This is a genomic window from Brevibacillus sp. FSL L8-0520 (assembly GCF_037963895.1).
GTDB classification, from domain to species: Bacteria; Bacillota; Bacilli; order Brevibacillales; family Brevibacillaceae; genus Brevibacillus; species Brevibacillus borstelensis.
In genome coordinates this window covers 617,723-644,092 of the sequence record NZ_CP150171.1, presented here as the reverse complement: position 1 = coordinate 644,092, position 26,370 = coordinate 617,723, and the positions used below count along the sequence as shown (strand labels likewise).

Annotated in this window: 25 protein-coding genes, 1 pseudogene and 1 riboswitch; of the genes and pseudogenes, 5 read left to right on the top strand and 21 right to left on the bottom strand. The window is 50.9% G+C overall.

Annotated elements, in window-relative coordinates:
- Positions 1 to 6 precede the first annotated feature (6 nt).
- The 8 genes and pseudogenes from NSQ24_RS03520 to NSQ24_RS03485 all read right to left on the bottom strand — a co-directional run bounded on the left by NSQ24_RS03520 (position 7) and on the right by NSQ24_RS03485 (position 9,419).
- Positions 7 to 1,662, bottom strand: coding sequence for a peptide ABC transporter substrate-binding protein (locus NSQ24_RS03520; protein ID WP_122958051.1), 1,656 nt, complete (start codon positions 1,660 to 1,662; stop codon positions 7 to 9).
- Between the two features lie 273 nt (positions 1,663 to 1,935).
- The gene (locus NSQ24_RS03515; protein ID WP_003389819.1) at positions 1,936 to 2,814 is read right to left on the bottom strand and encodes a pentapeptide repeat-containing protein; all 879 of its coding nucleotides are present in this window, start codon (positions 2,812 to 2,814) and stop codon (positions 1,936 to 1,938) included.
- A 271-nt stretch (positions 2,815 to 3,085) separates the two neighbouring features.
- Positions 3,086 to 3,925, bottom strand: a complete 840-nt coding sequence (locus tag NSQ24_RS03510; RefSeq protein WP_003389820.1) for a MetQ/NlpA family ABC transporter substrate-binding protein — start codon at positions 3,923 to 3,925, stop codon at positions 3,086 to 3,088.
- A 46-nt stretch (positions 3,926 to 3,971) separates the two neighbouring features.
- On the bottom strand, positions 3,972 to 4,637 hold the full coding sequence (locus NSQ24_RS03505; protein WP_003389821.1) for a methionine ABC transporter permease: 666 nt from the start codon (positions 4,635 to 4,637) through the stop codon (positions 3,972 to 3,974).
- A gap of 1 nt (position 4,638) precedes the next feature.
- On the bottom strand, positions 4,639 to 5,652 hold the full coding sequence (locus NSQ24_RS03500; protein ID WP_003389822.1) for a methionine ABC transporter ATP-binding protein: 1,014 nt from the start codon (positions 5,650 to 5,652) through the stop codon (positions 4,639 to 4,641).
- Between the two features lie 85 nt (positions 5,653 to 5,737).
- Positions 5,738 to 5,854: riboswitch (SAM riboswitch) on the bottom strand.
- 93 nt (positions 5,855 to 5,947) lie between these two features.
- A complete protein-coding gene (locus tag NSQ24_RS03495) occupies positions 5,948 to 7,099 on the bottom strand; it encodes a Ger(x)C family spore germination protein (RefSeq protein ID WP_003389823.1) in 1,152 nt (383 codons plus the stop codon).
- Positions 7,069 to 8,205, bottom strand: coding sequence for a GerAB/ArcD/ProY family transporter (locus tag NSQ24_RS03490; RefSeq protein WP_003389824.1), 1,137 nt, complete (start codon positions 8,203 to 8,205; stop codon positions 7,069 to 7,071). Before NSQ24_RS03490 ends, NSQ24_RS03495 begins: the two co-directional genes overlap by 31 nt.
- A 9-nt stretch (positions 8,206 to 8,214) precedes the next feature.
- Positions 8,215 to 9,419, bottom strand: a pseudogene (locus NSQ24_RS03485) (spore germination protein).
- Here NSQ24_RS03485 and NSQ24_RS03480 point away from each other — a divergent pair.
- A complete protein-coding gene (locus NSQ24_RS03480; protein ID WP_227277989.1) occupies positions 9,412 to 9,687 on the top strand; it encodes a hypothetical protein in 276 nt (91 codons plus the stop codon). The pseudogene NSQ24_RS03485 and the gene NSQ24_RS03480 overlap by 8 nt on opposite strands.
- 62 nt (positions 9,688 to 9,749) lie before the next feature.
- Here the strand turns inward: NSQ24_RS03480 and NSQ24_RS03475 are convergent, their stop codons facing one another.
- Positions 9,750 to 10,751: an LCP family protein gene (locus NSQ24_RS03475; protein ID WP_024984012.1), complete on the bottom strand. Its 1,002-nt coding sequence runs from the start codon at positions 10,749 to 10,751 to the stop codon at positions 9,750 to 9,752.
- A gap of 191 nt (positions 10,752 to 10,942) precedes the next feature.
- Here NSQ24_RS03475 and NSQ24_RS03470 point away from each other — a divergent pair, with 191 nt between their 5' ends.
- Entirely contained in the window at positions 10,943 to 12,184 is a 1,242-nt protein-coding gene (locus tag NSQ24_RS03470; RefSeq protein WP_339167249.1) for an MFS transporter, read from the top strand.
- A 125-nt stretch (positions 12,185 to 12,309) separates the two neighbouring features.
- Here the strand turns inward: NSQ24_RS03470 and NSQ24_RS03465 are convergent, their stop codons facing one another.
- From NSQ24_RS03465 to NSQ24_RS03450, 4 genes are all read right to left on the bottom strand, one after another.
- Complete coding sequence (locus tag NSQ24_RS03465) at positions 12,310 to 13,188, bottom strand: aldo/keto reductase (protein ID WP_122958055.1); 879 nt, start codon at positions 13,186 to 13,188, stop codon at positions 12,310 to 12,312.
- 95 nt (positions 13,189 to 13,283) lie between these two features.
- On the bottom strand, positions 13,284 to 13,715 hold the full coding sequence (locus tag NSQ24_RS03460) for a BrxA/BrxB family bacilliredoxin (RefSeq protein WP_003389830.1): 432 nt from the start codon (positions 13,713 to 13,715) through the stop codon (positions 13,284 to 13,286).
- Positions 13,716 to 13,818: 103 nt separating this feature from the next.
- The gene (locus NSQ24_RS03455) at positions 13,819 to 14,772 is read right to left on the bottom strand and encodes a bile acid:sodium symporter family protein (RefSeq protein ID WP_024984011.1); all 954 of its coding nucleotides are present in this window, start codon (positions 14,770 to 14,772) and stop codon (positions 13,819 to 13,821) included.
- A gap of 573 nt (positions 14,773 to 15,345) precedes the next feature.
- On the bottom strand, positions 15,346 to 17,025 hold the full coding sequence (locus tag NSQ24_RS03450) for a ribonuclease J (protein ID WP_031932584.1): 1,680 nt from the start codon (positions 17,023 to 17,025) through the stop codon (positions 15,346 to 15,348).
- 341 nt (positions 17,026 to 17,366) lie between these two features.
- Between NSQ24_RS03450 and NSQ24_RS03445 the strand changes: the two genes are divergently transcribed.
- Positions 17,367 to 17,810 carry a hypothetical protein gene (locus tag NSQ24_RS03445; RefSeq protein ID WP_003389833.1) on the top strand — a complete coding sequence of 148 codons (444 nt, stop codon included), beginning with the start codon at positions 17,367 to 17,369 and terminating at the stop codon, positions 17,808 to 17,810.
- Positions 17,811 to 18,083: 273 nt separating this feature from the next.
- Here NSQ24_RS03445 and NSQ24_RS03440 read toward each other — a convergent pair whose 3' ends face one another.
- The 4 genes from NSQ24_RS03440 to NSQ24_RS03425 all read right to left on the bottom strand — a co-directional run bounded on the left by NSQ24_RS03440 (position 18,084) and on the right by NSQ24_RS03425 (position 21,493).
- Positions 18,084 to 18,707, bottom strand: a complete 624-nt coding sequence (locus NSQ24_RS03440; RefSeq protein ID WP_172920752.1) for an SCO family protein — start codon at positions 18,705 to 18,707, stop codon at positions 18,084 to 18,086.
- 38 nt (positions 18,708 to 18,745) lie between these two features.
- Entirely contained in the window at positions 18,746 to 19,060 is a 315-nt protein-coding gene (locus NSQ24_RS03435) for a rhodanese-like domain-containing protein (RefSeq protein WP_003389835.1), read from the bottom strand.
- A 72-nt stretch (positions 19,061 to 19,132) separates the two neighbouring features.
- On the bottom strand, positions 19,133 to 20,158 hold the full coding sequence (locus NSQ24_RS03430) for a cytochrome d ubiquinol oxidase subunit II (RefSeq protein ID WP_003389836.1): 1,026 nt from the start codon (positions 20,156 to 20,158) through the stop codon (positions 19,133 to 19,135).
- A 21-nt stretch (positions 20,159 to 20,179) separates the two neighbouring features.
- Positions 20,180 to 21,493 carry a cytochrome ubiquinol oxidase subunit I gene (locus NSQ24_RS03425; RefSeq protein ID WP_003389838.1) on the bottom strand — a complete coding sequence of 438 codons (1,314 nt, stop codon included), beginning with the start codon at positions 21,491 to 21,493 and terminating at the stop codon, positions 20,180 to 20,182.
- Between the two features lie 375 nt (positions 21,494 to 21,868).
- Here NSQ24_RS03425 and NSQ24_RS03420 point away from each other — a divergent pair, with 375 nt between their 5' ends.
- Positions 21,869 to 22,624, top strand: coding sequence for a class I SAM-dependent methyltransferase (locus NSQ24_RS03420; RefSeq protein WP_122958059.1), 756 nt, complete (start codon positions 21,869 to 21,871; stop codon positions 22,622 to 22,624).
- Between the two features lie 663 nt (positions 22,625 to 23,287).
- Here NSQ24_RS03420 and NSQ24_RS03415 read toward each other — a convergent pair.
- From NSQ24_RS03415 to NSQ24_RS03405, 3 genes are read right to left on the bottom strand one after another with little or no spacing between them, the layout of a single operon-like run.
- Positions 23,288 to 23,476, bottom strand: a complete 189-nt coding sequence (locus NSQ24_RS03415) for a hypothetical protein (protein ID WP_024983798.1) — start codon at positions 23,474 to 23,476, stop codon at positions 23,288 to 23,290.
- A 22-nt stretch (positions 23,477 to 23,498) separates the two neighbouring features.
- Complete coding sequence (locus NSQ24_RS03410; RefSeq protein ID WP_024983799.1) at positions 23,499 to 23,684, bottom strand: hypothetical protein; 186 nt, start codon at positions 23,682 to 23,684, stop codon at positions 23,499 to 23,501.
- A gap of 12 nt (positions 23,685 to 23,696) precedes the next feature.
- A complete protein-coding gene (locus NSQ24_RS03405) occupies positions 23,697 to 24,032 on the bottom strand; it encodes a sigma factor-like helix-turn-helix DNA-binding protein (protein WP_024983800.1) in 336 nt (111 codons plus the stop codon).
- A 274-nt stretch (positions 24,033 to 24,306) separates the two neighbouring features.
- Between NSQ24_RS03405 and NSQ24_RS03400 the strand changes: the two genes are divergently transcribed.
- A complete protein-coding gene (locus NSQ24_RS03400) occupies positions 24,307 to 24,858 on the top strand; it encodes a hypothetical protein (protein ID WP_024983801.1) in 552 nt (183 codons plus the stop codon).
- Between the two features lie 115 nt (positions 24,859 to 24,973).
- Here the strand turns inward: NSQ24_RS03400 and NSQ24_RS03395 are convergent.
- A protein-coding gene (locus NSQ24_RS03395; RefSeq protein WP_122958896.1) for an IS1182 family transposase occupies positions 24,974 to 26,304 on the bottom strand; the annotation gives its coding sequence in 2 pieces (ribosomal slippage) (positions 24,974 to 25,764 and positions 25,764 to 26,304; 1,332 coding nt in all).
- Positions 26,305 to 26,370 lie beyond the last annotated feature (66 nt).

The following is a 26,370-nucleotide window of genomic DNA, read 5'->3' as shown; positions in this document are numbered from 1 at the left end:
TTTTCTTTATTCGCTAATCTCTGCCCATTTCAGGTCGACAAATCCGAGACCGTCCACCTGCACGCCCTTCACCTTTTCTTTTTGCACCCAGACGTCTACGTCAGTGAACAGCGGAATGATCGGCATTTCATCCATAAAGATTTGCTCCGCTTCCGCAAACATTTGCTTGCGGGTCTCGGCGTCCTTCGCTGTAGCAGATTGGATCAACAGCTCCTTGTAGCGGCTATTTTCCCAGCCTGTATCGTTGTTTCCGGTATCCTTTTCGCGGAACATCTCCAGGTAGTTGATCGGATCGTTGAAGTCGGCATTCCAGCCGAGGCGGCCAATGTCGTAATTGAGCTCGTGCAGGTCTTGCAGATAGACCTTGAATTCCTTGTTCAACAGCTTCACATCGATGCCCAGCGCCTGTTTCCACTGATCCTGAACGGCCTCGGCGATTTTTTTATGGCGGTCAGACGTGTTGTAGGAAAGGGTGATCGGCGGGAGCTTTGTCACGCCCAGCTCCTTCATGCCTTCTTCCAGCAGTTTCTTCGCGGTTTCAACATCATTGTCTTTGAAATAGCCATCCGGCTTCAGAATCATCGATTGCGGCAACAGACCCATCGTCGGGACCTGGCCAACCTGTGTCACGTTGTCCACGATGGCCTGCCGATTCACTGCGAGCGCCAAGGCTTTGCGGATCTTCACGTTGTTAAGCGGAGGTTTCGTGGTGTTGATCTTGTACCAGTACATGGTCGCTTTCGGATGGACGACCAGTTGGCCCGATTCCTTCAGTGCCGGAATGGCGTCCGTCGGCAGTCCGTTGAACGGCTGACCCGCCCAATCCAGTTCATCGTTTTCGAACATGGAGAGCGCCGTATTGTCGTCTTCGATCATGAAGAACTCGATTTTATCCAGCTTGACGACGTCCTTCTCCCAGTAGTTTTCGTTTTTCTCCAGCACAATTTTGGCCTTGTGCTCCCAAGCGGTCATTTTGAACGGTCCGTTCCCCACATGCGTCGCCGCTTCCATGGCCCACTTCGGATTGGCTTCCACGACCTTTTTATTGACCGGATAGTAGGTATAAAAAGCGGTCAGCTCCAGGAAGTACGGAGTCGGATTCTCCAATGTGACCTGCAGCGTTTTGTCGTCCAAGGCTTTTACGCCCAATTCCTCAGGGCCAAGTTTGTTGGCGTGCACCTTTTCCGCATTTTTGATGTAGTAGAGCTGGTAGGCATACTCCGCTGCCAGCTTAGGGTCGAGCACGCGCTTCCAGGCGAATTCGAAGTCGTGTGCGGTGACAGGGTCGCCATTGCTCCATTTCGCATCTCGCAGGGTAAACGTATACGTCAGCCTGTCATCGGATATTTTTACATCCTCTGCGATCGAATTCATCGGCTTGGAGTCTTTGTCCAGGCGGGTCAAGCCGTCAAAGGTGGCGCGAACGATCGCCCCGGAGGTTGCATCCTTGGCCAGGCCCGGGTCCGCTGTGGACGGCTCGCTGGTCAAATTGGCCCGAAACACTTGCGGTCCTGATTTGGCCGCCGGTGCCGGTTCCTGGGAAGCATTCGGGGCCGACTTGTTCCCGGATGCTGACTGGCCGCCGCCTGCCGAACACCCGGCGAGAGCCGCGCCGACTACAAGCGACAACCCCAGTGCCAGTACTGAGATTTGCTTCTTCATCTGAAAATTCCCCCTTGTCTATCAATAGCAATGCAACCAAAATATACCTGCAAAATACCGTGTTGGGAATGGGTTTTGTTTAGATTTAATTAAATTTTACGAATATTTTATCTATTAGTAAAAAAATATAAAGATAGATATGAAAAAGAAAAAATACCGGTAATTCTGTATGCCAGATTCCCGGTATTCTTGTTTGCACGGAATAAAACGGGTTCATATACTTCGCATTGCGAACCTTTGCCACAGCACTTAAATGAACGTCGCCCTCCCGCTTCACGCCTCAGGTGAGGACCAGTGCATCGGATGGGAAAGGGACGGCGGCAGCTTTGTACTGGCATCACCCTTTGCCGCATTGATCTGAGGCTGCGTCAGAAAGATGCTTTCCGTCAGATCGGCTCCCCTGATGTCAGCGTCCCGAAAGTCAGCCCCGATCAGATCGGCTCCTCTCAGGTCAGCTCCTCTGAGATCGGCGGCAATCAGGTAGGCTCCTCTCAAATTGGCGGCTCTCAGATCGGCTCCTCTCAGTTTGGCTCCGATCAGATCGGCTCCCCGGCTGTACGTCTTGCGCTTGCCTGCGGATCCCCTCTGCGAGCGCAAAAAATCGGCTCGCACAAGTTCGCTGGTCCGCAAGAGCAGCTTGTTGACATCGGCACGGTGTGCTGCCACGTCCAGCTTCAAGATCGAGTCTGGATCGAGGTTCGTGAGGCGCTCTGTCTTGTCGAGAGCCTGGCTCAGCTCATCCCGGATGGGACGGGCTGGCCGAAGCGTCAGCGCCTCGGACAAATACCAGAGCAGCTCATGGAGCTGCCACATGATCGGAAACACTTCAAACATTTCCTTCGCGGACTTAGGGGACTTGCGCCAGTCGAGTCCTCCGTAAGTGACCTGGGAGACCTTTTGTCCCGCGCCAAAGCAGTCATAAACCGTGCAGCCTCGAAAGCCCATCTGTCTGAGGCTGTTGTGAACGCCGCAGCGGAAGTCCGCCTGCAGGTTTTGACAGGGCTGTCCGGCATGTTTGTCAATCGCAAAATCTGCCGAAGCAGCGAAGGGCAGCGCGACACAGCACAAGCCGAAGCAGTTCTCGCAGTCAGCTTGCAGACTGAGGCGACTACTGCCGTGGGGCGCTTTTGCATATTCGAGATCCTCGGACATTGCGTTGTCTCCTTCCGCTTCTTTGTATGTCCATGCTTGCATCGTCCTGCCTGAAGACAAGGCTGTGGTTATGATAGTACTGAACGATCCTCTCCGTCAATCCTGGTTCGGACAGGAGGAGAGCCAGGGGGATGAGCAGGTACGGTGTTCACGTTCCGTATTTTCCGCTTGTTTTCTCCTAAAAAAGGAAGGTGCCCCACGTCTAAATGACTGTGGGGCACCCTCTCGATATCTTGAGCAAGAAGCCTATCGTAGAGCTTGAAGCCTGGCATTAGAATGCAGGCACAATTGCTCCTTTATACGTATCTTCGATGAACTTTTTCACTTCTGGCGTATTCAGCTCTTTCGCCAGCTTCTGGATCGCTTCGGAATCCTTGTTGTCCGGACGAGCTACCAGGTAGTTTGCATATGGAGAATCCTTGTCTTCGATGAACAGGGCGTCTTTGGTCGGTACCAGCTTCGCTTCCAGCGCATAGTTGGTGTTGATCAGAGCCAGGTCTACTTCATCCAGGACGCGTGGCAGCATCGCAGCTTCTACCTCTTTGAACTGCAGATTTTTCTTGTTTTCTACGATGTCTTTTACAGTACCGCTGATGCCTGCGCCGTCTTTCAGCTTGATCAGGCCTTGCTTTTCGAGCAGAGCAAGTGCGCGGCCGTTGTTCGTTGCATCGTTTGGCAGAGCAACGGTTGCACCGTCAGCGAGTTCATCCACGCTTTTTACTTTTTTGGAATATGCGCCAAACGGCTCGATATGAACAGGTACTACTTCTACCAGGTTCATGTTTTGTCCTTTGTTGAAATCATCGAGGTACGGCTTGTGCTGGAAGAAATTGGCGTCCAGCTGCTTTTCATTTACCTGCACGTTAGGTTGAACGTAGTCGGTAAATTCTTTGACTTCCAGAATTACGCCCTGCTCTTTCAGCTTCGGCGCGACGAACTTCAAAATCTCAGCCTGCGGGACCGGCGTTGCGCCCACTTTCAGCGTTACTTCTTTTTGCTCGCCTTGGGAACCGCCGGCAGACGGCGCGGGAGCCGATTCATTTTGGCTGCCGCAAGCAGCCAGAGACAGTGCCAGTACAGTGGACAGTACAGATACGACCAATTTCTTCACAGATGATTTCCCCTTTCTATTTTGAACATTCTCTATGGACAAGATCCTACTTCCGGCTGAACTTGATGACGAGCCTGTCGCCCACCATCTGCAGGATCTGAACCAACACAAGCAAAATACATACCGTCACGACCATGACGTCTGTCTGGAAGCGCTGATACCCGTAGCGGATCGCCAGGTCTCCCAAGCCTCCGCCGCCGATGACCCCGGACATCGCCGTGTAGGACACGAGCGACACCGTGGTAATCGTAATCCCGGCGATCAGCCCCGAACGGGATTCCGGCAAGAGCACGCTGCGGATAATTTGCCAGTTGGATGCACCCATCGATTGCGCCGCTTCAATTACGCCGCGATCAACCTCGCGCAGGGAGGTCTCCACCAGTCTGGCGAAAAAGGGAGCCGCCCCGATCACCAACGGAGGAATCGAGCCCTTTACCCCGAGTGAGGTGCCGACGAGCATTTTGGTTACAGGAATCAGCAGGATCATCAGGATGATGAATGGCACCGAACGCAAAACGTTTACGACAAAGGATGAGATCGAATAAAACGCGCGATTCTCCAAAAGCTGGCCTCTGGATGTGAGAAACAGCAAAATGCCCAGCGGCAGCCCGATAACGACGGTAAACAAGGTGGAAAAGCCAAGCATCGTCAACGTATCCTGCGTTCCCTTCCAAATTTCCGCCCAGTCTATATTTTTAAGCGTGAATCCCATTTTAAATCACCTCCACTTCCAGGCCGCGCTGACGAAGCGTATCGACAGCTTTCCTGTTCTGCTGCGCATCCCCGCCCAACTCGATCACGAGCTGGCCATATGGGGTGTCTTTCATACGCGAAATGGTTCCTTGCAGGATACTGAACACCGTACCTGTTTCCTGCATCGTTTGGAACAGAATCGGCTGGTAGGTTTGTTCTCCGAGGAACGTGACCCGCAGGATCGTCCGTTCGCCTGACGCCTTTTCATGAGCAACGGCAGCCCGCAGCTCGCTGGAGTCTGCTACTTGCTCCACGAACTCCTGTGTCGTCGGATGCTGCGGCTTCAAGAACACATCCAGAACATTGCCCATTTCTACGATGTGCCCTCCGTCAATGACACCGACCCGGTCGCAAATGGAGCGGATGACGTGCATTTCGTGCGTAATGAGGACGATCGTCAAGCCCAGCTTCCGGTTGATGTCCAAAAGAAGCGCCAGAATGGAGTTGGTCGTCTGCGGGTCCAAAGCGGATGTCGCTTCGTCGCACAGCAGCACCTTGGGGTCGCTCGCCAGCGCCCGGGCAATGCCGACACGCTGCTTTTGTCCGCCTGACAATTGTGCTGGATACTTGTCGCGGTGCTGTTCCAGCCCTACCAACGCCAGCATTTCCTTCACCTTTTTGTCGATCTCCGCCTTGGGCCGCTTGGCCAGCTTGAGCGGAAACGCGACGTTCTCCCCGACTGTAGCCGACGAGAGCAGGTTGAAGTGTTGAAAAATCATTCCGATATGCCGCCGCTGTTCCTGGAGCTTGCCTTCATCCAGCTTGGTCAGATCAACCCCGTCTACAATGACGCTGCCTGCTGTCGGACGTTCCAACAGGTTGATGCAGCGAATCAGCGTACTTTTGCCGGCACCGGAATGTCCGATGATGCCGAAAATTTCCCCCTTCTCGATCGAGAGGTCAATTCCGCGCAGCGCAGGTGTTTTATGGCCTTTTACAATGTAGTCTTTTTTCAGATTCTGCAACCGAATCATCCGGTTCACCTCCCATTACAATCAACAGCCCCTTTTTCATCAGGCGAAAAAGGGGCTGCACCGCATTATACGATCGCATTCACCCTTCTCATCTGTCAAGATTCTACAATCTTGTAGGAATTGGCACCGCGCCACCCATCAGAATCGATGAGCCGGTTGCCGGGCTTCATAGGGCCTGTCCCTCCGCCGCTCTGGATAAGAAGAATTCTACGTATATTTAGTTTGAAGAACTTTATTTCTTTTTATGATACAAAACGGATTATATGCTATACCAAAATAGAAAGTCAATGGGCAATTAATCCAACACGCCGTTGCGGACAATTTCTACATCGATGTTGTAATCGAAGCGGGACTTCCTGTACATCTCATGCCACTGATCGTGAGACAGCTTCCGCGCCCCGCGGAATTTTGCCCGGTATAATTCCCCGAACCCAAAGGGGTCTACCTCCCATTTTTGCATTTTGGCGACGACCTTGGCCAAATCCTGCTTCATGTTTTCAGACAAGGCCTGCTCCATTTTTCTGAGTACCTCCGGTTGTTCTATTTTTAACGGTATTGACATTTCCAGAATGCGTGTCCGTACTTTCACATCGACCTTGTAGGTCAGTGGATTCGTACTGACAATATCGACGTGGGCCTTGCTGCTCAGCGTATCAAATACCATTTGGATGTCAGGGCCGGTTGTGTTCTTCTTTTTCGGCTTTACCCCCATCCTCTCCGGATCTACCGACGTTTCGTACGTTCCCGCTCGATAAGCATCATGAACTAGCTTGATGTGAAAGGCTTCCTTTGGAGGAATCCAGCCGACATATTTGTCCTTGTGAAACAGAGCCACGCCTTTGATCCTCACCTCATCCCCTTTCCTCTCAAGAAAAGGGACGTAAGGGTCGATTCCCTCGCTGAAGTAGGAGCGGTAAAACTCATGGAGAGTAGGAGACGGAATTTTGTCATCCTCTACGTTGTGCCGGATCAATTGGTAGAGGTAAATGCCAATATTGCCTTCCTCTTTGAATTTGTACGTCAGCAAATCGTAGGTTTGGCCCTCAATGACACTTAAATAAACCCGGCTTCCAATCGAGGGGTCGCGGTACAGAGTGTCCACAATGCTGCCTATCCCTTTTCTGGCCAGCTCCTCGCTGTACATCGCGACCCGAAGCTGCCCGCCCAGCACTTCTTTGTCTGACTGCAGGTTGGCCTTGTCGCGAATGCCCTTGCTCGTCAGACTGATGCCGGACATCACCTGCACTTTTTCTTCAGCCTCGGGATTGATGGAGGGCATCACCACCGTTCCGCGTATGTTCCCGTCCTTTAACAGGTCATATCCCGCCACCGTAATCATTCCAAGCTCATCAAAAATTTGCGTCCTGATACAGCCGCTGAGCAGAACAGAACATAGAAGGAGCACGGCTCCCGCTCTCAGGAGCCGCTTATTTCCGGATCTCGGCACGATGAATCCTCCCTCCTGTTCCACCGCCGTTTGATCAGAACTCCCAACAATAGGACATAAGGGTAAATCACAGCCATGTACAAGCTAACGTACGACATGCGATCGATGATGTAATTGGCTGCATGTCTCGAGACAAAAAATTGCATCGCAATAAAGATGACCGCGCCGATGATGTACAAAACCCGCTTCTGGTTCCAGCCAAACATTCTTTTGCACCCCCTGGAGGCGGACCACATATACAGCATGACGTTGGGCAGGATGATCAGCATCCACAGGGAGATGGCAAGGTACTCGAACCGCTCCAGAAACGGGAAATACACGACGGTCTTGATCTGCAGCGTTGGCCATATCGTTCGTATGAGCTGGCCTTCGCTGAAGAATATGAGCGAGATGATCATCAGGACGACGTAGATGAAATTGGTAATGAACGCTCCCCACTGGGCATGCCGATGCAAACGCGTTTTATCTCCGACGTAGGGGTAAATCGAATACAACACTTCATACCCGACGGAGGTAAAGGCCATGATCAGTGCCCCCTTTAGAAGCTGCTTGAAATCTGCCTCCATAACCGGCAAAAGATAGTGCCAGCGGGCGTATTCCAACGTGAAGTAGAGATCAAAAAAAAGCCAGATCGTGATAAACACCGAAATGATCGCGTAGCCGGTAATCACCCGAATACCACCGAGGACAGTGTACATCGCAAGAAATAACAATATCGAGCCAAGTATCCAGATCGGAATCCCTGGAAAAATCCATGATTGTACGACTTCTATGTACCCCCGCAGGATGACCATCGCCATTGCGATGAAGTAGAGGATGTACAGAAGGCTGAATAGGTTGCCGATGATTTTCCCGTACACATCCCGATGTATCCCGAATAAATCTGCGGACGGGTAGTGCCTCAGTGTCCGGCATATGATCCAAATCGTAAGATGCGACAGCAGTCCCGCGATGGCTACGGAAATCCATGCGTCATGGCCGGATTCGGCTGCGACCACCCGCTGATAGCCTAATATTCCTACCCCTATTTGCGTCGACATGACAACGAAGCCGGTCATGTAAGGAGCTATGGTCGTCGTTGGTTTGGGCTGAACATTGATCTTCATGGCTCCTCCCTACTCATCTTCATCAAAATTATGGATTTGGCGTGCTCGTTGCTTGTTGTAGCGATAAGGCTTGCCGTTTTGAAAAAACTCGAGACGTTTGGCAAGGAACGCAAAGGGAGCCCGGATGAAGCTGTTTTTCCAGTCGATGAGGCGAACCGGATAAAGCGGGGAGAGGTACGGTCTTCCCAAGCTCGTCAGCCGCAAGAGATGGCTGATGAGGAAGCTGACCGCCATCATGATTCCGATCAGACCAAGCAGCCCCGCCATCAAAATGATGGGAAAGCGAATCACGCGGATCGTAGAGCCGATCACGTAGCTGGGAGCGATAAAGGATGACAAGGCTCCGAGCGCAACAATGATAATCAAGATGTTGCTGGTAAAGCCCGCCTGCACGGATGCTTGCCCAATCACGATACCGCCAACGATGCCGATCGTCTGTCCTACTTTGGTAGGAAGCCTTGCCCCTGCTTCTCTCAAGAGTTCAATAATAATCTCCATCATCAAAGCTTCAAACAGAGGCGGAAAAGGGACTCTGGCCCGGGACTGTGCGAGTGACAAAGGAGATCAGCCGGAATCATTTCGTAGTGAAAAGTGAGTGCCGCCACGTAAAGCGGTGTAAATAGCAGGGAAGCGATCATCGCGGAGACACGGAGAACCCGGTTAAACGTGGCAATGCTCCAACGGAAGTAATAGTCATCCGGCGACTCAAAAAAGTGGATTAACGCAGTTGGCCCAAGCAGCACAAACGGACTTCCCTGCATCAATATGGCCACCTGACCCTTCCGCAAAGCGCTTGAGACGCGATCCGGCCGCTCCGTTTGCAGCAATGTGGGAAAAACGGTAATTTCATTGTCCGCTATGTACTGAGTCAAAATGTTGACTTCAACAAGTCCATCCACCTCCAAATCTTGTATCCGTTGACGGATGGTTTGAACATGCTCCGGATTCGCCGTTCCCTCCATGTACAGGATGGCGACTTCCTGCGGCACGCTTTTCCCAACCCATAGCTGCTCGTGAAATAGCTGAGGGGAGGCAAGGTATTTGCGAATGATCGACAGATTCATATCAAGATCTTCAACGAACGCTACTTGCGGGCCAAGTACGTTGGTCTCGATTTCCGGCCTTTGCAAATTGCGTGTTGCCACCCCGCTGGCAGGTATCGCCAATCCATAGGGAGCTCCGCTTACATGAATGTAAATGGCACCCTTGAGCAACTGGTTGATGACCTGCTCCTGCCGGGATTATCCGCTGAGAGGCCGGGACACCGAGCCGATTTTCCACCTCGCTGATCGTTGCGTTCTGGAGATCGAGCTGCCTCAGCTCCGGCAAAACCTTTGTGTAGACAACCTTGTTGTCAGCCATGCTGGACAGAAAATAAATCCGTACACGGCCTTCTTGTTCGTCAACATGCTCGACAATCAGGTCTGCTGTATGGGAAAACCAGTCACGGATGACATCGGAAGCCACCACTTCCCCTCCTAACACATGGGATACGGCTAGTTTTCCCCAATCTCTCCGATTGATGGCAAAAAAAAACGACACGCTTATCTTTGCGTGTCGCTGCTTGTTTGCTGCGGAATGGAAGACGTCTCTTTTTCTTCTTTGAGCGGAGGCTGCAGCGCTTCCTGAATAAACGCTTGCACCTTGTCCACGTCGGGAATCAATACCGAGCCGGCCCGATGAGATTCACGGAAAGTTCCCATCGGCGGCAGCTGATACTGCCCCGGCTGCTGCGTGTCCAGCGAAAGCCCCAATCCGGCCAGCTTCAACATATCCATAGAGCTGATGTTCGTCTGCACGTATGGAGTGATCTGTTTTAAAATGGAAGGAAGCTGAATCAGGGTCGTTCCGTTTTTCATCTGGCTGGCAAGAGCAGCCATCAGCTTGCGCTGCCGCTCTGTCCGGGTGTAGTCGGAAGTAGCGTCATGGCGGAAACGAACGTATTGCAGCGCTTTGGTTCCATCAAGCCGTTGCAGTCCTTTTTTCAGATCGATGTCATACATGCCTTTGTCTGTCGGGTCGCGGTAGCGCATGTTTTTTTCCACATCGATCTCCACACCGCCGACAGCATCGATCAGGTGCCTGAAGCCTTCAAAATCAGTAATGACATATCTGTCAACGGAAAGACCCGTCAGTTGGCTGACCGTTTTCATCGCCAATTCCGGTCCGCCCTCTACGATAGCAGCATTGATGCGTGAACTGCCGTGACCGGGTATCTCTACATACGTATCGCGCAAAATGGAAAACAAATCGTATCTTTTGGTCACCGGGTCAACGCTCACAAGCATCATGGAGTCTGAACGGGGAAGCCCATTGTTCTTCATGCCGCGCCGGTCTACCCCCATGAGGAGAATATTGACCCGGTCCTTTCCATCCCATACAGGCATCTCCGCTGCCTTGGTCGTCTCCCCCGGCTCCTGCCGATGTTCGATGACGTTGGGCGCTTGTATGTCTTCAGCAAACTGATAAAATGCGTATCCGTAATAACCTCCTGCCACAATGACGACGAGGAGAAGCATAAACAACAGTCGTTTTAATGTACGAATCAAGCATAACTCCACCTTTGTTTCTGTCTGAATGCGGTCAACTCCCACTTTGTCTAGTATACTCGAATCACGTCGAGATGGGGCAGCCTTTATTTGCCTGATGGCAGCTACTTTATAAACTTTTTAGTTTATAATATTTAATAATTCAGCTATACTACTTCCAAAACGTACCGCAAAGGGGGAAGCCCAGCATGATCTCACCAAGGGCATGGCTCCACCGCTATCCCCGGGAAGCCTGGCTGTTTCTTGCCGCCAGCTTTCTCAACTCTTCCGGCAGTGCCTTTATGTGGCCCTTGACGACCTTATATGTCCATACCCAGCTGCACCGTTCGATGACGGAGGCCGGTTTTGTGCTCATGCTGCAATCGCTGGCAGGCATCGTCGGTCAATTTACCGGAGGATCCTTGTTTCATCGGGTCGGAGCCAAGCGGCTGATCGTAGGCTCACTCCTGCTGCAGGCTTGCTGTATGCTCGGAATCCTGCTTTTGGGCAACTGGTATCTATACATCGGATTTATGATCGGTCTTGGCTTTTTGTTTAACGTGTCGAATCCCGCTATCCAGGCGTTTATCGGCTTTCGCTGGAAGGAGCAGCGGCGTGAACTGTTCAACATCGTGTATGTGGGCAACAACCTCGGCATGGCCGTAGGTACCGCGCTGGCTGGCGTGATTGCGGCCATTTCCTTTCACTTTACGTTTTTGTTCAACAGTGTGAGCACGTTTCTTTTTGCCGGCTTTTTCTTTTTCTTCATGCGGAACATGTCTCACGATGAACTGGTCGGCTCGATGAGCGAAAAAACGGAAAAACGGAGCCAAGGCTCGATGCGGCTGCTTCTGCGTTATCAAATATACCTGTTTATGGCGCTTGGTTCTGCCTTCATTTTCTTCTCCACGACCGTTTGGAACACGGGCGTCGCTCCCCACCTCACCTCGTCATGCATGCCGCTGGCTGCCTACAGCTGGCTGTGGACGATCAACGGCATCGTCATATTTGCCGGACAGCCCGTCACCTCCTGGTTGAAAAGGCTGGTAAAGCAAAATCTGTCCTCCCAGCTTGTCGCCAGTGCCATCGCTTACGGCGGGGGATTCGGGTTTATGCTGTTCTTTCATGACAATTATGCGGCTTTTATCATCGGTATGATTATTACGACCTTTGGAGAAATGCTGATCGCTCCTACTGTCCCGACTTTTATCAGCGAGAAAACCGGGGAATCGGCCCCGTTTTATCTCGGAGCCGTAGGGGCCATTACATCAGGAGGCCGCTTGCTTGGACCGCTTTTTTTCGGGCAGATGTACGACGCGGGCGGGATTGTTCCTGCGCTTACGCTGGCGACAGTAGTCTCGTCGGCTGCAGTCGTGCTGTGTCTGATCCATGCATCGTTCCATCGGGAGCGAAAGGGACGTGTGGAGGCTTCCGGCAAAACTGATTCATGAAAGCAAAAGAACGCGGCATCATAAACTGCCTCTCCATTTGTTTCGATATGTCTAACAAATGAGGAGTAGTTCAATGACAATCCCGCGTTCTTTTTTGTGTATTTATAGTCAAGCTTGCTTCTCTTCTACTCTTCCCACGCCAGCTTCGGCTGCCGGTACCACTCTCCGGACATCCATTCGCCTGCTTTCCAGCGCAGCACATCCGCACGGACCAGCGGCATGATCTGTTGAAAGAAGCTGACCCGTTCGATGTCCGTCATCGGAACAAAACGATTCGCTGCGGCTACATCGGCTTCCAGCTCGTTCATTTTGCTGACGCCCAAGACGGCAGTCGATACAGGCAAGCTCCACGTATAGCGCAGCGCCTGCTCGGTCCAGGGGGCCAACTGTCCCAGCGCCATTACTTTCATGCCGATCACAGCGACCCCTTTTTCCACCGCCAGCGGCACGAACTCATGGGCAAAGCTGTAGATGAAATGATCAAGTGCGGATAGAGCGACCAAAGCGCTGTCAAACGGAAAGCGGCGGATCGCTTCGGCGAGCAGCCGGGGGTCGGTATGTCCGCTGATGCTGAGCTTTCTGACCATTCCCTGTTCCCGCGCCTCGATCAGCGCTTCCAGCGCCCCGCCTTTGGCAAAAACGGCTTCCAGATCATGCGGCTGCATGACGTTATGCACCCGCCATTCATCCACGTAGTCTGTCCCGAGCCGCTTCAGACTGCCCTCCAAGTCTCGCAAAGCCAGATCCCTCGTACGGCCTCCGGTTTTTGTGGCGATCCACACCTTGTCCCGCAATCCGCGCAAGCCGAGCCCGACCCGCGATTCGGACTGTCCGTCGCTGTAGCTGGGTGCTGTATCAAAGTAATTGACTCCGAGCTCTACAGCGCGCCTGATGATCGCAATCGCCTGTTCCTCCGTGCAATCATGCTCGTCTACAATCCGCTGGGCGCCAAAGCCAAGCAAGGAAACCTGGTGGGAGTCTCGTCCAAACGAACGGGTAAGCATTGTTCTCATCCTTTCCAAGTGAAAAAGGGGCTACGATTTAACAAGACGCCCCCTTCGGAGCGTCTTGTTGACAGTCTGTTATGATGTGCTGCACGTTATCCGCAGTATTTGTCGTATGCGTCGGTCAGCAGCTTGGCGATGGTCGGCAAATCGTTGTTTTCGATCTGATGGCGCTCAATCATGGTCATGATTTTGCCGTCTTTCATCAAAGCAAAGGACGGAGAGGATGGCGGGTAGCCTTCGAAGTACTCGCGCGCTTTTGCCGTCGCTTCTTTATCTTGGCCCGCGAAGACCGTGTACAGATGGTCCGGCTTTTTCTCGTGGTTGATCGAATAAGCGACAGCCGGACGGGCAAGACCAGCCGCGCAGCCGCATACGGAGTTGACGACGACAAGAGCCGTCCCCTTCATTTCTGAAAAGGCTTTTTCAACTTCTTCCGCCGTTTTCAATTCGGTAAAACCTACACGTGTCAGCTCGTCACGCATCGGTTGAATGACTTGGCTCATATATGCCTCATAGGACATCATTTGGCATTCTCTCCTTTGTGGATCACGATTCACTTATCCCTATTATACCCTCTCTTGTGCCCAAGGAGAATGTCGGAAGTGCAAAAACACAAAAACACCTTGATCAGGTGTTTTTGTCCAGGCTTTGCTGTTCGTTTTTCATCCGGCTGAAGATCGTCGCCACGATTGGGCCGGAGATGTTGTGCCAAACGCTGAAGATCGCGCTCGGAACTGCAGCCAATGGGGAGAAATGGGCCGTGGCGATTGCTACGCCCAAGCCGGAGTTTTGCATGCCGACCTCGATGGAGATCGCTTTTTGTTTCGCTCTGTTCATGCCGAACAGTTTTCCAAACAAGTAGCCGAGCAAAAGTCCGAGACCATTGTGCAGCATGACGACGCCGAAAATAGCAAGACCGGTCGTCGCGATTTTTTGCTGGCTTCCGGCTACGACAGCTGCTACGATCGCAACGATGGCGATGGTGGAGACCAGCGGCAGTGCCTTTGCTCCCGCTTCCGCCGGTTTTTTGAACAACGTTTTGACGATAAATCCAAGAACGATCGGAATGATGACAATTTGCAGAATGGACCAGAGCAGGGCCAGCGCATCCACCGGTACCCATTGGCTTGCAAACAGCAGGATGAGCGCAGGCGTTACGATTGGCGCCAGCAGCGTGGTGACAGAAGTAACCGCTACAGACAACGGGACATCCCCTTTTGCCAGATACGTCATGACGTTGGAGGCAGTACCGCCCGGGCAGCAGCCGACGAGGATGACGCCGACAGCGATCTCAGGAGGAAGCTGCAATCCCTTCGCCAAGCCGAAAGCGAGCAGCGGCATGATCAGGAACTGTCCGAGTACGCCGACCGCTACGTCCTTGGGACGGCGGAACACTTCCCGGAAGTCGGACGGCGATACGGTTAACCCCATACCGAACATGATAATGCCGAGCAACGGCGTAATGTACTTTCCGATCCATTTGAATGCGTCGGGGGAAAAGAAGGCCAGGGCCGCAAACAACAGCACCCAGATGGCAAATGTTTTGCCGACGAAATTGCTTAACTTTTCTAACGATTCCACTTGTAGCACTCCTTAGTTTATGTATAATAAAAAAATTTATAGTTATTATAATTGACTGAATTTGAAATTGCCATAAGAAATGGCTCACAGGTATAAACCTTTTTTCAACAAAAGCGATACAACGGAACATTTCCGCTTCCTGATATCTCCAACAAAAAAACAAGCCGGAAAAAATACAACGGCTGTAGAGATGAAACAGGAGAAAAATGCGAAGGTCTTTGGGACGCCAACCCAGGCTCAACTCCAAAAGCGGAACACGCTTTTAGCGTCCAACCTCTGAGACGCTCCCAGATTTGCTGCTTTTGGACGCGTTCCGCTTTTGGAGTTGAGCCGGCCAGAGATGACCCGCACAAGGTGTCCCACCGAACCTGGAGCAGTTTTCTCCTGTTTCGTTTCCTCCACCAAAGCCTGTCCAAAGTTTTTTGGTTTCCACGCATGATACGACAATTTCTAGCGTATAGGCTTATACGGTTGTAAACCGAATGGTTCATGCCGCCGCAGGTTGAGAAAGCCATTGTCAGGTTGAGATGACAATGGCTTTTCTATCGAACCGTTTTTCTTGTACTTGAACATTTACACTTCCATGAGAATGGTCAGGATCATTGGGTTGCGGCCCGTTTTTTCGTAAATGAACGGCTTGATCACTTCGTTGATCTGGGATTTCAGCTCGGACCATTCCTTGATTTTCTTGTCCAGCGCTTCCTGCAGGCGCTGGCGGACGAGAACGGTCGCCTCCTGGATCAACGACTCGGATCCGCGCACGTAGACGAAGCCGCGGCTGACGATGTCGGGGCCGGTGAGAATCTTGAAGTTTTTCATATCCAGGCTGACTACGACGACCATCAAGCCATCCTCGGCCAAATGCTTGCGGTCCCTGAGCACGATGTTGCCCACGTCGCCCACTCCGCTGCCATCGATCAGGACGATGCCGGCCGGAACCTTGCTCAACCACGCCTTCTCGCGGGTGCAGTTCAGCACATCGCCGTTGTCCATGATAAAGATGTTGCTTTCCTCGATGCCGACCTGCTGGGCAAGCTTGGAATGAGTCTTCAGCATCCTGTACTCCCCGTGAATCGGGATGAAGTACTTCGGCCGGATAAAGTTGAGCATCAGCTTCAGCTCTTCGCTGCTTCCGTGGCCCGACGCGTGAATGTCAAAGGCCGAGTTGAGAACGACATTGGCTCCTGCCCGGTACAGCTTGTCTATCGTGCGGCTCACGTTGACCGTATTGCCGGGAATCGGCGACGCGGAAATGATCACCGTGTCCTCCGGGTAAATCGAAACACTGCGATGAGAGCCGGACGCGATCCGGGTTAGGGCTGCCATCGGCTCGCCCTGGCTGCCTGTACAAATAATCAGCACCTGGTTGTCCGCGTAGTTGTCGATGTGCTTGATGTCGATCAGCATGCCCTCCGGCATAGTGATGTAGCCCAGCTCTTGTCCGATCAAAAACACCTTTTCCATGCTGCGCCCGATTACCGCCACTTTGCGGTTGCACTCGGCGGCGGCATCGACCACTTGCTGCAGACGATGCACATTAGACGCGAACGTAGCCAAAATAATACGGCCCCGCGCCTTTCTCACCACGTCCAGAATGCCTTCGCCTACAGTGCGCTCGGACATTGTAAAGCCGTAGCGCTCACTGTTCGTGCTGTCGGAGAGCAGCGCCAGCACATTTCCCGAGCTGCCGATCTTGGCAATCTTCCCGTACTCGGTTGTTTTTCCGACAGGGGTCATGTCGAACTTGAAGTCACCCGTGTGAACGACCAAGCCCTCCGGCGTCTCCAGCACGATTCCGAGCGAATCCGGAATGCTGTGATTGGTTCTGAAGAATGTGGCCTTCATGTTTTGGAACGGAATCTCCGTTTCCTCCGAGATCGGGATCAATTGGACCTCGTTTTGCATGCGGTGCTCTTCCAGCTTTGCCTTGACCAAGCCCAGGGTAAGGCGTCCGCCGTAGATCGGCATCTTGATCTGCTTCAGAATGTACGGAATGGCGCCGATGTGATCCTCATGGCCGTGTGTCAACAAGAGCGCCTTGATTTTGTGCTGATTGCTGATCAGGTAAGAAACGTCCGGAATGACCAGGTCGATCCCAAACATCTCATTTTCGGGGAATTTCACCCCACAGTCGATGATCACGATCTCGTCTTCATACTCGACACAGTACATATTTTTTCCGATTTCGCCGAGACCGCCCATCGCGAAAATCTTAACTTCGCTCAACTTCTTTCCTCCTACCTCAACGTGCATGTTTTGTTGGAAACCCGAACCAATGCATGCCATATTTATTGTATCACAACCCAGCACGTTCTTTTCATTCAGTCTAGCCAAAATGCATCCGAAAGGAAAGTCGGTCCGTCTGGATTCTACGTTTGCATACACGCTTTAAGCATACCACCTGCACATCCTACATAAGTATTATAAGTAACCCAAGCAAGACATAAGCTTTGATCCAACAACGGGGCACTGGAATAAATTTACAAATGTCCGTTTTCATGATATCCTATTTAGGGTGCTTGCTTACTTTTTCCATGGATCAGCGAAAGATGCAAGTCCCACATATCCGGTCAAAAAAAGCGGGTGGTAGCGTGATGAAAAGGATTGCTGTGGCAGGAGCATGTACCCTGTTGGTAGCCGGGACACTCGGCTGGAATCACTCGACAACCAGTGCTGCAGAAGAAGAATTTACCGGAGAACTGCCGTTGGAACGATTTGCATATGACAAAAGCAAGGATTCTGACTCCCGGCCGATCAGCCCCAATTTCCTGAACTACAATGCCATTCCCGTGCGGATCATCATGGGCAATGACAAAACGGAAGCGTATGAAGACGCTGTTCGTTCAGTCGTTGCAAGCAAACAAAAGAACAGCGTAATTACCTCGCTCTACGTAAGCGACGATGAAGATGAGGGGTATGTGCTGGAGACGACGGAGGACGGCATTTCCTATGTGCATGTTCTGGAAAAGAACGGCGGAGACTGGGCGGTCGCCAGGGTGGAAAAGCTGGAGTGGAAGAAAAAGAAGCGCGGAGAATAGCGATAGTCGGTGAGCCTGTTTGCGTATGCGGATGGGCTCTTTTATTTTGGGGGGAAGGTGACTGACTATTGGAGACATGAATTTGAAAGGCCTGCTGGGTCGGGCTTTGGGGGCAGGAGAAGAAAAGAATACTAGAGCTGCTCCGCTCCTGAACAAAATCGTCTTTTCATAAATAACAATCCCTCCCCTGCAAGGGCACGGCTGCAAGCCACGCACTGCACGGGAGGGATTGTTCATGTCGGGACGATATTGATGCTCGCCCTTAGATTTTTATCAGTCAGCCAGTTGAATCATTTCGTTCAGGATTTGGTCCATGTCCATATCGGACGCCATTCCGTAAGCGCGGCGCATTTTTCCGTCCTGATCGAGGAGGAAGATGCGGGCGGTGTGGACGTAGGAGCCGTCCGGCTGTTTCAGGGTCGCCATCCCGAAGTCTTTTGTCACCTTGTCGATGTCGGCCTGCTCTCCTCTGAGGAATTGCCAGCCGCTGAAATCGACGTTGAATTGCTCGGCGTATTTTTTCAGCACGTCCGCCGTATCGCGCTCGGGGTCAAACGTAATGGTGACGAATTCCACCTTGTTCCCGAAGCTTCTCTTTTCCTTCAGCTGCTCCTGCAGCTTGGACATATTGAACGTGGTCGCAGGGCAAATATCCGGGCAGTGGGTAAACATGAATTCCACCAGCCGTACCTTGCCGTTGTGCTCCGACAGCGTGTACTTCGTGCCGTCGATGTTGTCCAGCGAAAAGTCATTCACTTGCTTCAATACAGGCAGCTGGTTCTTTTGCCAGTATTGGTAGCCAAACACGGCGGCGATCAGCAGGATCAGCACTGCAGCTACCAGCGTAAACCAGTGCCGCTGCAAAAAGGTCGCCTGCTCCCGTTTTCCTGCACTCACGACAATCCTCTCCCTATCAATTGTTGCTTACCTGTTCTCTATTGCTCTGTCTCTCCCGGCCAAGCCAGCATTCCGCCTACCATATTGGCCGCGTCAAACCCGAGATTGGTCAAGTACTCGGTCGCCATGTGGCTGCGTGCTCCGCTCCGGCAGACGAGCACAACGGGCACGTCCTTGTCCAGCTCGTCTACGCGGTGCGGCAAAAAGCCGAGCGGAATCAGCCTGGCCTCCTTGATATGGCCGGCATTCCATTCTTCTACTTCACGCACATCTACGACTTGCAGCTCTTCTTTCGCCGCCAGCTTCTCCATCAGCTCCTGCGGGGTCATTTCCTTTACGCCTTGATCGCTCATCTGCAAACAGCCTCCTGTATGCTCAGGTTTTCACCTTGCTTTCACTGTCTCCCATCATACCATATGCGGACGCTATTTTTGAATCGGACGACCCTGCACGTACTTGGCGTCAAAAAGGAACAGCTTGAGCAGCAGCAAAAGCGACGGAATCAGCAGGAAAAGACCGGCGATCAGTCCGATCACCAGAGCCTTGCCCATCGCGGGGCTGTTGATGCTGTCCGTGATCGTAATGTACGGGTAGAGCAGGTACGGCAAATGGGCCATTCCATAGCCAAAGAACGCGAAGGCAAACTGCAGCATCACGAGAATGAACGCCCAGCCGTAGCTGCGCTTTTGCAACTGCAGGGCAAGCGCACCGCAAAAGCAGGCAAAGGACAAAAGGAACAGCCAGCTGATGTCCATCATCTTGTCAAAATGCTCCGGGTTGTGCCGGTGAATGGAAAGGAACACCAGGAAGCTGGCGAAGATCGTCGGCAGGCTCCAGGCAATCGCAAAGGAACGAAGCAGCTTGACCGCGGCTGTGTCTTTTGCCCGGTCCGCATAAAAGGTCAGGAAGCTCGCGCTGATGTACAGCACGCTCACCAGCGCAAGGGCTACGACCGACCACGAATACGAGCTGGTCAAAAGCTTGCCCATATTCAGGACGATTTCTCCGCCAGCCATCTGCTCGATATAGCCCCCTTCGGAAATTGTCAGGACCGTGGACAGGGAAGCCGGGATAAACAGCCCGGTCACGCCGTAGACGAACAAGTAGGCCGTGCTGTTGCGCGCTCCGTAATGGGCAAAGGCGTAGAACGACCCCCGGAGCGACTGCAGGACGAGAAAGATGCTGCCCGGTACAAGCAAGGCTGTTCCGTAGTAATACGCCGTATCCGGGAAAAACCCGATGAGCCCGACCATGAAGAAAATCAAAAAGACGTTCGTGACTTCCCACACAGGCGACAAATACCGTTCAATGATCGCGTTGACGATATGATCCCGCCGCGTGACTTTGCAGAAAAACGAGAAGAACCCCGCTCCGAAGTCAATCGACGCAATAATGATATAGCCGTACAAAAAGATCCACAGCACCGTAATGGCCAATGTTTCCAGAGCCATGTCGCATACCCTCCCTTCCCGCTACTTCAGCTCGGCTTCAATCGGCTTGTTCTTGAACATCCGCTTCAACACAAGCGAGCAAACGATGGCCAAAAATGCGTACAGAAGACTGAACATCACCAGCATCTCACCGACGTTGTCCGCCGTCGTAGCCGCGTGCTGCGTTTTCATGTAGCCGACGAGAATCCACGGCTGCCGCCCGATCTCCGAAAAAATCCAGCCCAGCTCGATGGCGAGAATTGAAAGCGGCGCTCCCCAGAAAATCGCATGCAACAGCGGCCTCGGGACGTTCCCCTTTTTCCAGCGGCGAACAGCAAAATAGAGAAGCGGCACAACCAGCATGTACATCCCGATCGCCACCATGCCGTCAAAGAAGTAGTGGATAACCAGAGGCGGCCAAAGCTCGCGAGGAATTTGATCCAGCCCCATCACTTCGCCGTTTGGCGAACCGGTCGCGAGAATGCTGAGCGCATAGGGCAGCTTCACGGCTCCCTTCACTTCAAGCGTCTCCCGGTCCAGAACGCCGCCAAAGATCAGCTCGGCCTGCGGCTTCGTCTCAAAGTGCCATTCTGCTGCTGCCAGCTTGGCCGGCTGGTATTTGGCCAGGTACTTTCCGGCAAAATCGCCGTACAGGGCCGTCCCGAAGGAAAAAAGCAGCGCCAGGGCCACCGTGAAGTGAAGCGCTTTGCGGTAGTACTCGTGACGGTTGCCTTTGAGCAGCTTCCATGCAGCGATGGCGGCAAGGATAAAAGCAGAAGTTGCATACGAGGACAGAATCATGTGCCCCGCCTTTGTCGGCGTAGCCGGGTTGAACATGGCCGTGAGCGGCTGCACGTCGACGATAGCGCCATTTGCGAGCGTAAAGCCCTGCGGCGCATTCATAAACGCGTTCACCGTCATGATGAAGAAGGCAGAGGCCGTCGAGCCAATCACGACCGGGATCGAGAACAACCAGTGGATATACGGATTTTTAAAGCGGTCCCAGGTATACAAATAGATCCCCAGGAAAATCGCTTCAAAGAAAAAGGCAAACGTCTCCAAAAACAGCGGCAGCGCAATCGCCTCGCCGGCCACCTTCATGAAGCTTGGCCAAAGCAGGCTGAGCTGAAGCCCGATACAGGTGCCTGTCACGACACCGACCGCAACGGTCACGGTAAAGCCCTTTACCCAGCGGCGGGCCATCAGCGTGTACATTGGATCTTTGCGCCGGATGCCCAGCCATTCGGCAATCGAAATGATTACGGGAATGCCTACGCCCATAGCGGCAAAAATGATGTGAAACCCAAGCGTCAACGAGGTCAAGATACGAGCCAGCATCGTGTTGTCCAGTTCCATACGTTGTCTCCCCTCCCGAAAACAACATTTTCACAGTGGTTATATGTGAATGTGATCACAATCCTCTTTATCATATGGCTTGTGCATGCATTATGCTGTGAACAACGAAGGACGAATTGGTTACGGAAAAACGGCGAATTGGTTACGAAAATAAGGCGATGCTCGGTCATCGGCCAAAGCGCCTCTGCTGTGGTATGATTTGAAGCAACGAAACGGAAAAGGAGTGGTTGGGATGTCCGCATTTTGCACGTGCTCTTTTACTCGTATTCAAGAGGGATGGGGATCATAACTTCTTGTCTTCATTCAGAAAATTGTTTCCCTGTCCCCTCTTCATCTGAATGAACAGAAAGCAGGACAAACAGGGGGAATTTGATCATGAGCATGGAGATTTTCTTTGACATTCACAGCAATCTGCCCCGGGAAGGCCCCGGAAACAATGATTCGACCCGAAAAGCTTTTTCGTATGTCAAAAACATTCCGGGCGATGCTCGCATTCTCGATGTTGGCTGCGGTCCGGGCATGCAGACCATGGAGCTGGCAAAGCTTTCGGACGGCCCGATAACGGCAGTCGATACGCATCAGCCGTTTCTGGACGAACTGGCCCGGCGAGCTGCGGAAGCAGGGGTTTCCCATCGGATAACGCCTGTAAATGCCTCGATGTTTGCGTTGCCCTTTGAGCCTCTTTCCTTTGACGTGATCTGGTCGGAGGGAGCGATCTACATCATGGGCTTTGGCGAAGGGCTGCGGGCATGGCGTCCTCTGCTGAAATCAGGAGGATACCTGGCTGCAACAGAGCTTTGCTGGCTTCGGGATGAACGTCCTGACGAAGTGGAGCGGTTTTGGGCTGAGGCTTACCCGAGCATGAAAACGGTTGAACAAAACCTGCGGATAATCGCTGAGGCAGGCTACACCTTGCAGGAGCATTTTGTTCTGCCGGATTCGGCCTGGTGGGATGACTACTATGAACCGATGCGTGAGCGGATCAGTCATCTGCAGGATCGGTACAAGAACGACCGGGACGCGCTCGCGACGCTGAAAGAAGCCAGCCGGGAAGTTGAGCTGTACCGAAAGTATTCCAGCTATTACGGCTACGTGTTTTACGTGATGCAAAAGAGCGATTCAATCGACTGAGATGATCGCTGTTTGTAACAGACAAAGGGAAAGCCTCTAGCTCTCCTCTTTTTTCTCAGGCAACTTGTCCCAGATGACGATGTTTAGCGTGGCGATCGGTTCCAAAAAAAGCGCCCAAATTGCCAAGCGCTTGGCAATTTCTACGCCACAAAAAACGAAGAAAAACGGAGCTAGAGCGAGATCGCACTTTTTTGACCAAAAAACCCATTTTGTTCACGCCTGGCGGACAATTCTTATCGATCGCCAGGGCGTTAATTGCCGAAAACGGCAAAAAACGGCCGAAAATGGAGATTCGAACACAAGGTGACATAATACCGATATTTATTCAGCACCCTAGCGTAACTGACACAAATTTATGTAAGAAGATCCAGCATAGCGAAGCTTTTGAAAAAACCCCTTTGTCAATAGAGATTGAACTGTGACCCGTAAGATGGACACTTTAAAAAAGTGACCCTCTTGCGGGTCACAGTTCAAAAAGGGGGGATTAGTCATTTCTTCATGGTTTTCAGTTCTTTACACAAACGCTGCTGACTCATCAATACTCCAAACAGTGTAGCTCCTGACAGAAGAAGTAAAACTGTTATGATTGTGGCCATGTTCATTTCCTCCTTATCATTTGATATAATTGTGAGCAGAAAGAAATCGCCATTTTCTTTCTGCTATTTATTTTTCCAGGGAAGGATCGGATACTTCGGATTCTTCTTTTTTTTGACTTTCTTGCTCTTTGTTAGCTTGTAAGGACACGTTTACTATGTCCCGTATTTGAATGGTTAAACTTACATGTCGGTAAATAATGCAGATGGCTAAAACTGCAACAAGTCCAGCAATTATGGTGATCGTTGTTTCATTCATCCTTCCTCCTCCTTTTCTCTGATCATGATGAGATCAGTTCCAAAACTGCTAAATGTAAACTTTGCAGACTATCTTCGAGTGGCATACGTATAAACCACGTCATTTTTTCTAGTTCGGGTTGTAAGTATTTTAGTAAGGCTTCCTGCGCTTCCCGATTTCCTCGTTGCGCATCATGCACCAATTTGCAAAAGACATCATCTTCCAGCATTACGTTCCTCCTTTAGGCAAAGACAATTTTTTTATGAAGTCTTTGTAATCCTTGTACTTTGCAGGCGTGGAGTCGAGAACGGGAGATACGGAGTTCTTGCGCTACTTCACGTTCCGTTCTCCCTTCAATCACCACTCGTTGAATGATGAACCTCTCACGTTCAGGTAAGCTGTTGAGCAGTTCTTCGACAAATAACTGGGAATCAATCGAGTCGTGGTACGGAACTTCCTTGTGATCGTCAAGGAACATTTCCCGCCGATACTGCTTTTTGGCTTGGTATTGTAACTTCCAAGCCGTCCGTTTGATCTGCTGAAGAAATTGAACTTTTGTCCATGTCTGTTTTGGCATAGAATCCCCCCACCTACTAGGTACAAAAAGGGGGGTTTTTGCTCACCTTCTCTCTATAAATTTTTATAAAAGCAGGAACACACGTTCTATTTTACCAAATTTTATGTGATTAACCGAGACCTTTTTCCTGTCACTAGTAGAATATTTTTGGGGAATATTGGTTTGTAAACAATTCGAATTGTCACATAAAACAATTCTTTTCATTTGTAACTTTTTACCTTTTCCTGCGTCTAAAAAGGTGAGGCTACAAAAAAGGATATGGAGGGTGTTTCATTTGAAAAAACTAGCGTTCGTTCTTCCTGTTGCTTTATCCGTTACACTTGGATGGTCAGGATCAATTTCCCCCGTTTTTGCTGAAACGGTTGCTCCAGCACAAGCTGCACAAAAACAAGGCACTATTGAGCATATGAAAGTAGTACGAGTTGATGGAGTTACCATTGCCGTATATGATACTTGGTTTAATCCAAAGAACGGATCGCAACGAAACGACTATCTTTACTTCTATGAGGATACTAGGGATATTAAGAAAGATACCAGATTCAGTAACGAGGAATCTTCTTTGTTTCAAAGAACAGCTAACAATTATAAAGATAAGCGTTGGACATCCGTCGAGGCTGTAGAGTTGAACGGAAAACAAGTGGAAGTGTTAAAGGCGAATAATAATGCAAAGGGTAACCCTGCTTACCATATGGCCTATATCGACAAATCTACTGGTATGCCAATAAAAGTAGAGGACTATAACAGCAATAACGAAGTTATGGCGGTCTATCTATACTTTTTTGATTATGTTCATGAAATAGGTGACAGGTTTATAGAGGAAAAGTAAAAAGCGCGATTTCTCGCGCCCAGGCTGTCGAGAAACCCCACAATATGTTGGAGTTTCTTCTTTCATAACAATAAAATTGAGCACGAAGTGCTGGAAGTCTTAGATAGCACCACACCTAACATGCCTTTGCAAGGTGGAGTGCTATCTTTTTTATATTTTGAACGGTTGCTGTCAGCAACGCTTGCTCTTGGACATTTTCACGTCCGCGCAACCTACAATAGCGAAGTCCATGCAGTTCTTTGGCATCTGCAAAACTTCGCTCTATCGTTTGGTATCTCAACCTGTATAGGTATTTTCCTGACTTACTTAAGCGGTTCTGTCGAACCCATTCTTTACTCTCTTCCCATACATGCCTGGTTATCACCTTTTGGTGATTTTTTGACCGTGTACACATAGTGAGCATCGGACATGCCTTACATATTTCTTTATTTGACTTATACATTCTGTATCCGTTACGGTCAGTTGTCGAATAAGCAAGCTCATGTTTTTGGGGGCAAATATAGACATTCTTTTCGGGATCATATTTAAACCGCCATTTGGCGATAAGGCCTTTAACAGGTGAAAAAGCTCGATGGCCAATGACGGCAAAGATATTTAGATCGTGCAGAGCCTTGCAGATTGGAGTAGTTAAATAGCCAGCATCCAATGCAACGGCTTCAATGGTATCTGTAAACCCAAACTTCTCAATTTGGTGTTGTAGCCGATCTACATAAGGAACAGAATCATGAACGTTACCCGCAGTCACGTGTACATCAGTTATGATATTGTACTTATGATCGACTGTCCGATGATCGAGATAGAAAAAGCCTTCAGGCTTTCCGTCACGAACCATGTAACCACTGTCCGGATCAGTAGTACTCACCTTGATTTCCTTTTCTTCCTTCACATCCTCTCTAGGCTTCAATCCTTTTTTCCGTGTGCTTCACGGTCTTCATTAATGGCTGCTTCTAAATCACTAAGGTAGGCTCGACTAGATTTTTCAATAACATGCTTCTTAAATTTACGTTTGTTCGCATTTGCTTTCAGATGAGTGGAATCACTTATCAAAACACGTCCGCCAACCATGCGATGTTGGATAGCAAGGCGAACGATTTCATCAAAAATCTCTTGGAAAACATTTGTGTTTTTAAAACGAGTTCGACGATTCCAACTGATGGTAGTGTGGTCTGGAACTCGATCTGTTAGTGAAAGGCCAAGAAACCAGCGGTAAGCAATATTCGTCTGAATTTCCTTTTCGAGTTGTCTTTCTGACCGGATACCGTAAAGGTATCCAATGAAAATCATTTTAAATAAAACCACCGGATCAATGGCTGGTCTACCGTTATCTTCACAATAGTATTGGCGTACTTTTTCTCGGATGAAAGAGAAGTCTACATGCTTTTGAATAACTCGTAGCAAATGGTCCTCCGGGACCAACTCATCAAGGCATACAAATTCATATTGCATTTGTTGCTTTTTTTCATTAGAGGAAAGCACAATAATCACCCGCCAGTAAATGTAATTACAAGAATA

What these genes read in the sequence shown, in the direction of transcription:
- NSQ24_RS03520 (WP_122958051.1), bottom strand. Translation starts at nt 1,662, where the DNA reads ATGAAGAAGCAAATCTCAGTACTGGCACTGGGGTTGTCGCTTGTAGTC.
- NSQ24_RS03515 (WP_003389819.1), bottom strand. Translation starts at nt 2,814, where the DNA reads ATGTCCGAGGATCTCGAATATGCAAAAGCGCCCCACGGCAGTAGTCGC.
- NSQ24_RS03505 (WP_003389821.1), bottom strand. Translation starts at nt 4,637, where the DNA reads ATGGGATTCACGCTTAAAAATATAGACTGGGCGGAAATTTGGAAGGGA.
- NSQ24_RS03500 (WP_003389822.1), bottom strand. Translation starts at nt 5,652, where the DNA reads ATGATTCGGTTGCAGAATCTGAAAAAAGACTACATTGTAAAAGGCCAT.
- NSQ24_RS03490 (WP_003389824.1), bottom strand. Translation starts at nt 8,205, where the DNA reads ATGAAGATCAATGTTCAGCCCAAACCAACGACGACCATAGCTCCTTAC.
- NSQ24_RS03470 (WP_339167249.1), top strand. Translation starts at nt 10,943, where the DNA reads ATGATCTCACCAAGGGCATGGCTCCACCGCTATCCCCGGGAAGCCTGG.
- NSQ24_RS03465 (WP_122958055.1), bottom strand. Translation starts at nt 13,188, where the DNA reads ATGCTTACCCGTTCGTTTGGACGAGACTCCCACCAGGTTTCCTTGCTT.
- NSQ24_RS03460 (WP_003389830.1), bottom strand. Translation starts at nt 13,715, where the DNA reads ATGATGTCCTATGAGGCATATATGAGCCAAGTCATTCAACCGATGCGT.
- NSQ24_RS03450 (WP_031932584.1), bottom strand. Translation starts at nt 17,025, where the DNA reads ATGCACGTTGAGGTAGGAGGAAAGAAGTTGAGCGAAGTTAAGATTTTC.
- NSQ24_RS03445 (WP_003389833.1), top strand. Translation starts at nt 17,367, where the DNA reads ATGAAAAGGATTGCTGTGGCAGGAGCATGTACCCTGTTGGTAGCCGGG.
- NSQ24_RS03435 (WP_003389835.1), bottom strand. Translation starts at nt 19,060, where the DNA reads ATGAGCGATCAAGGCGTAAAGGAAATGACCCCGCAGGAGCTGATGGAG.
- NSQ24_RS03430 (WP_003389836.1), bottom strand. Translation starts at nt 20,158, where the DNA reads ATGGCTCTGGAAACATTGGCCATTACGGTGCTGTGGATCTTTTTGTAC.
- NSQ24_RS03425 (WP_003389838.1), bottom strand. Translation starts at nt 21,493, where the DNA reads ATGGAACTGGACAACACGATGCTGGCTCGTATCTTGACCTCGTTGACG.
- NSQ24_RS03420 (WP_122958059.1), top strand. Translation starts at nt 21,869, where the DNA reads ATGAGCATGGAGATTTTCTTTGACATTCACAGCAATCTGCCCCGGGAA.
- NSQ24_RS03415 (WP_024983798.1), bottom strand. Translation starts at nt 23,476, where the DNA reads ATGAATGAAACAACGATCACCATAATTGCTGGACTTGTTGCAGTTTTA.
- NSQ24_RS03410 (WP_024983799.1), bottom strand. Translation starts at nt 23,684, where the DNA reads ATGCTGGAAGATGATGTCTTTTGCAAATTGGTGCATGATGCGCAACGA.
- NSQ24_RS03405 (WP_024983800.1), bottom strand. Translation starts at nt 24,032, where the DNA reads ATGCCAAAACAGACATGGACAAAAGTTCAATTTCTTCAGCAGATCAAA.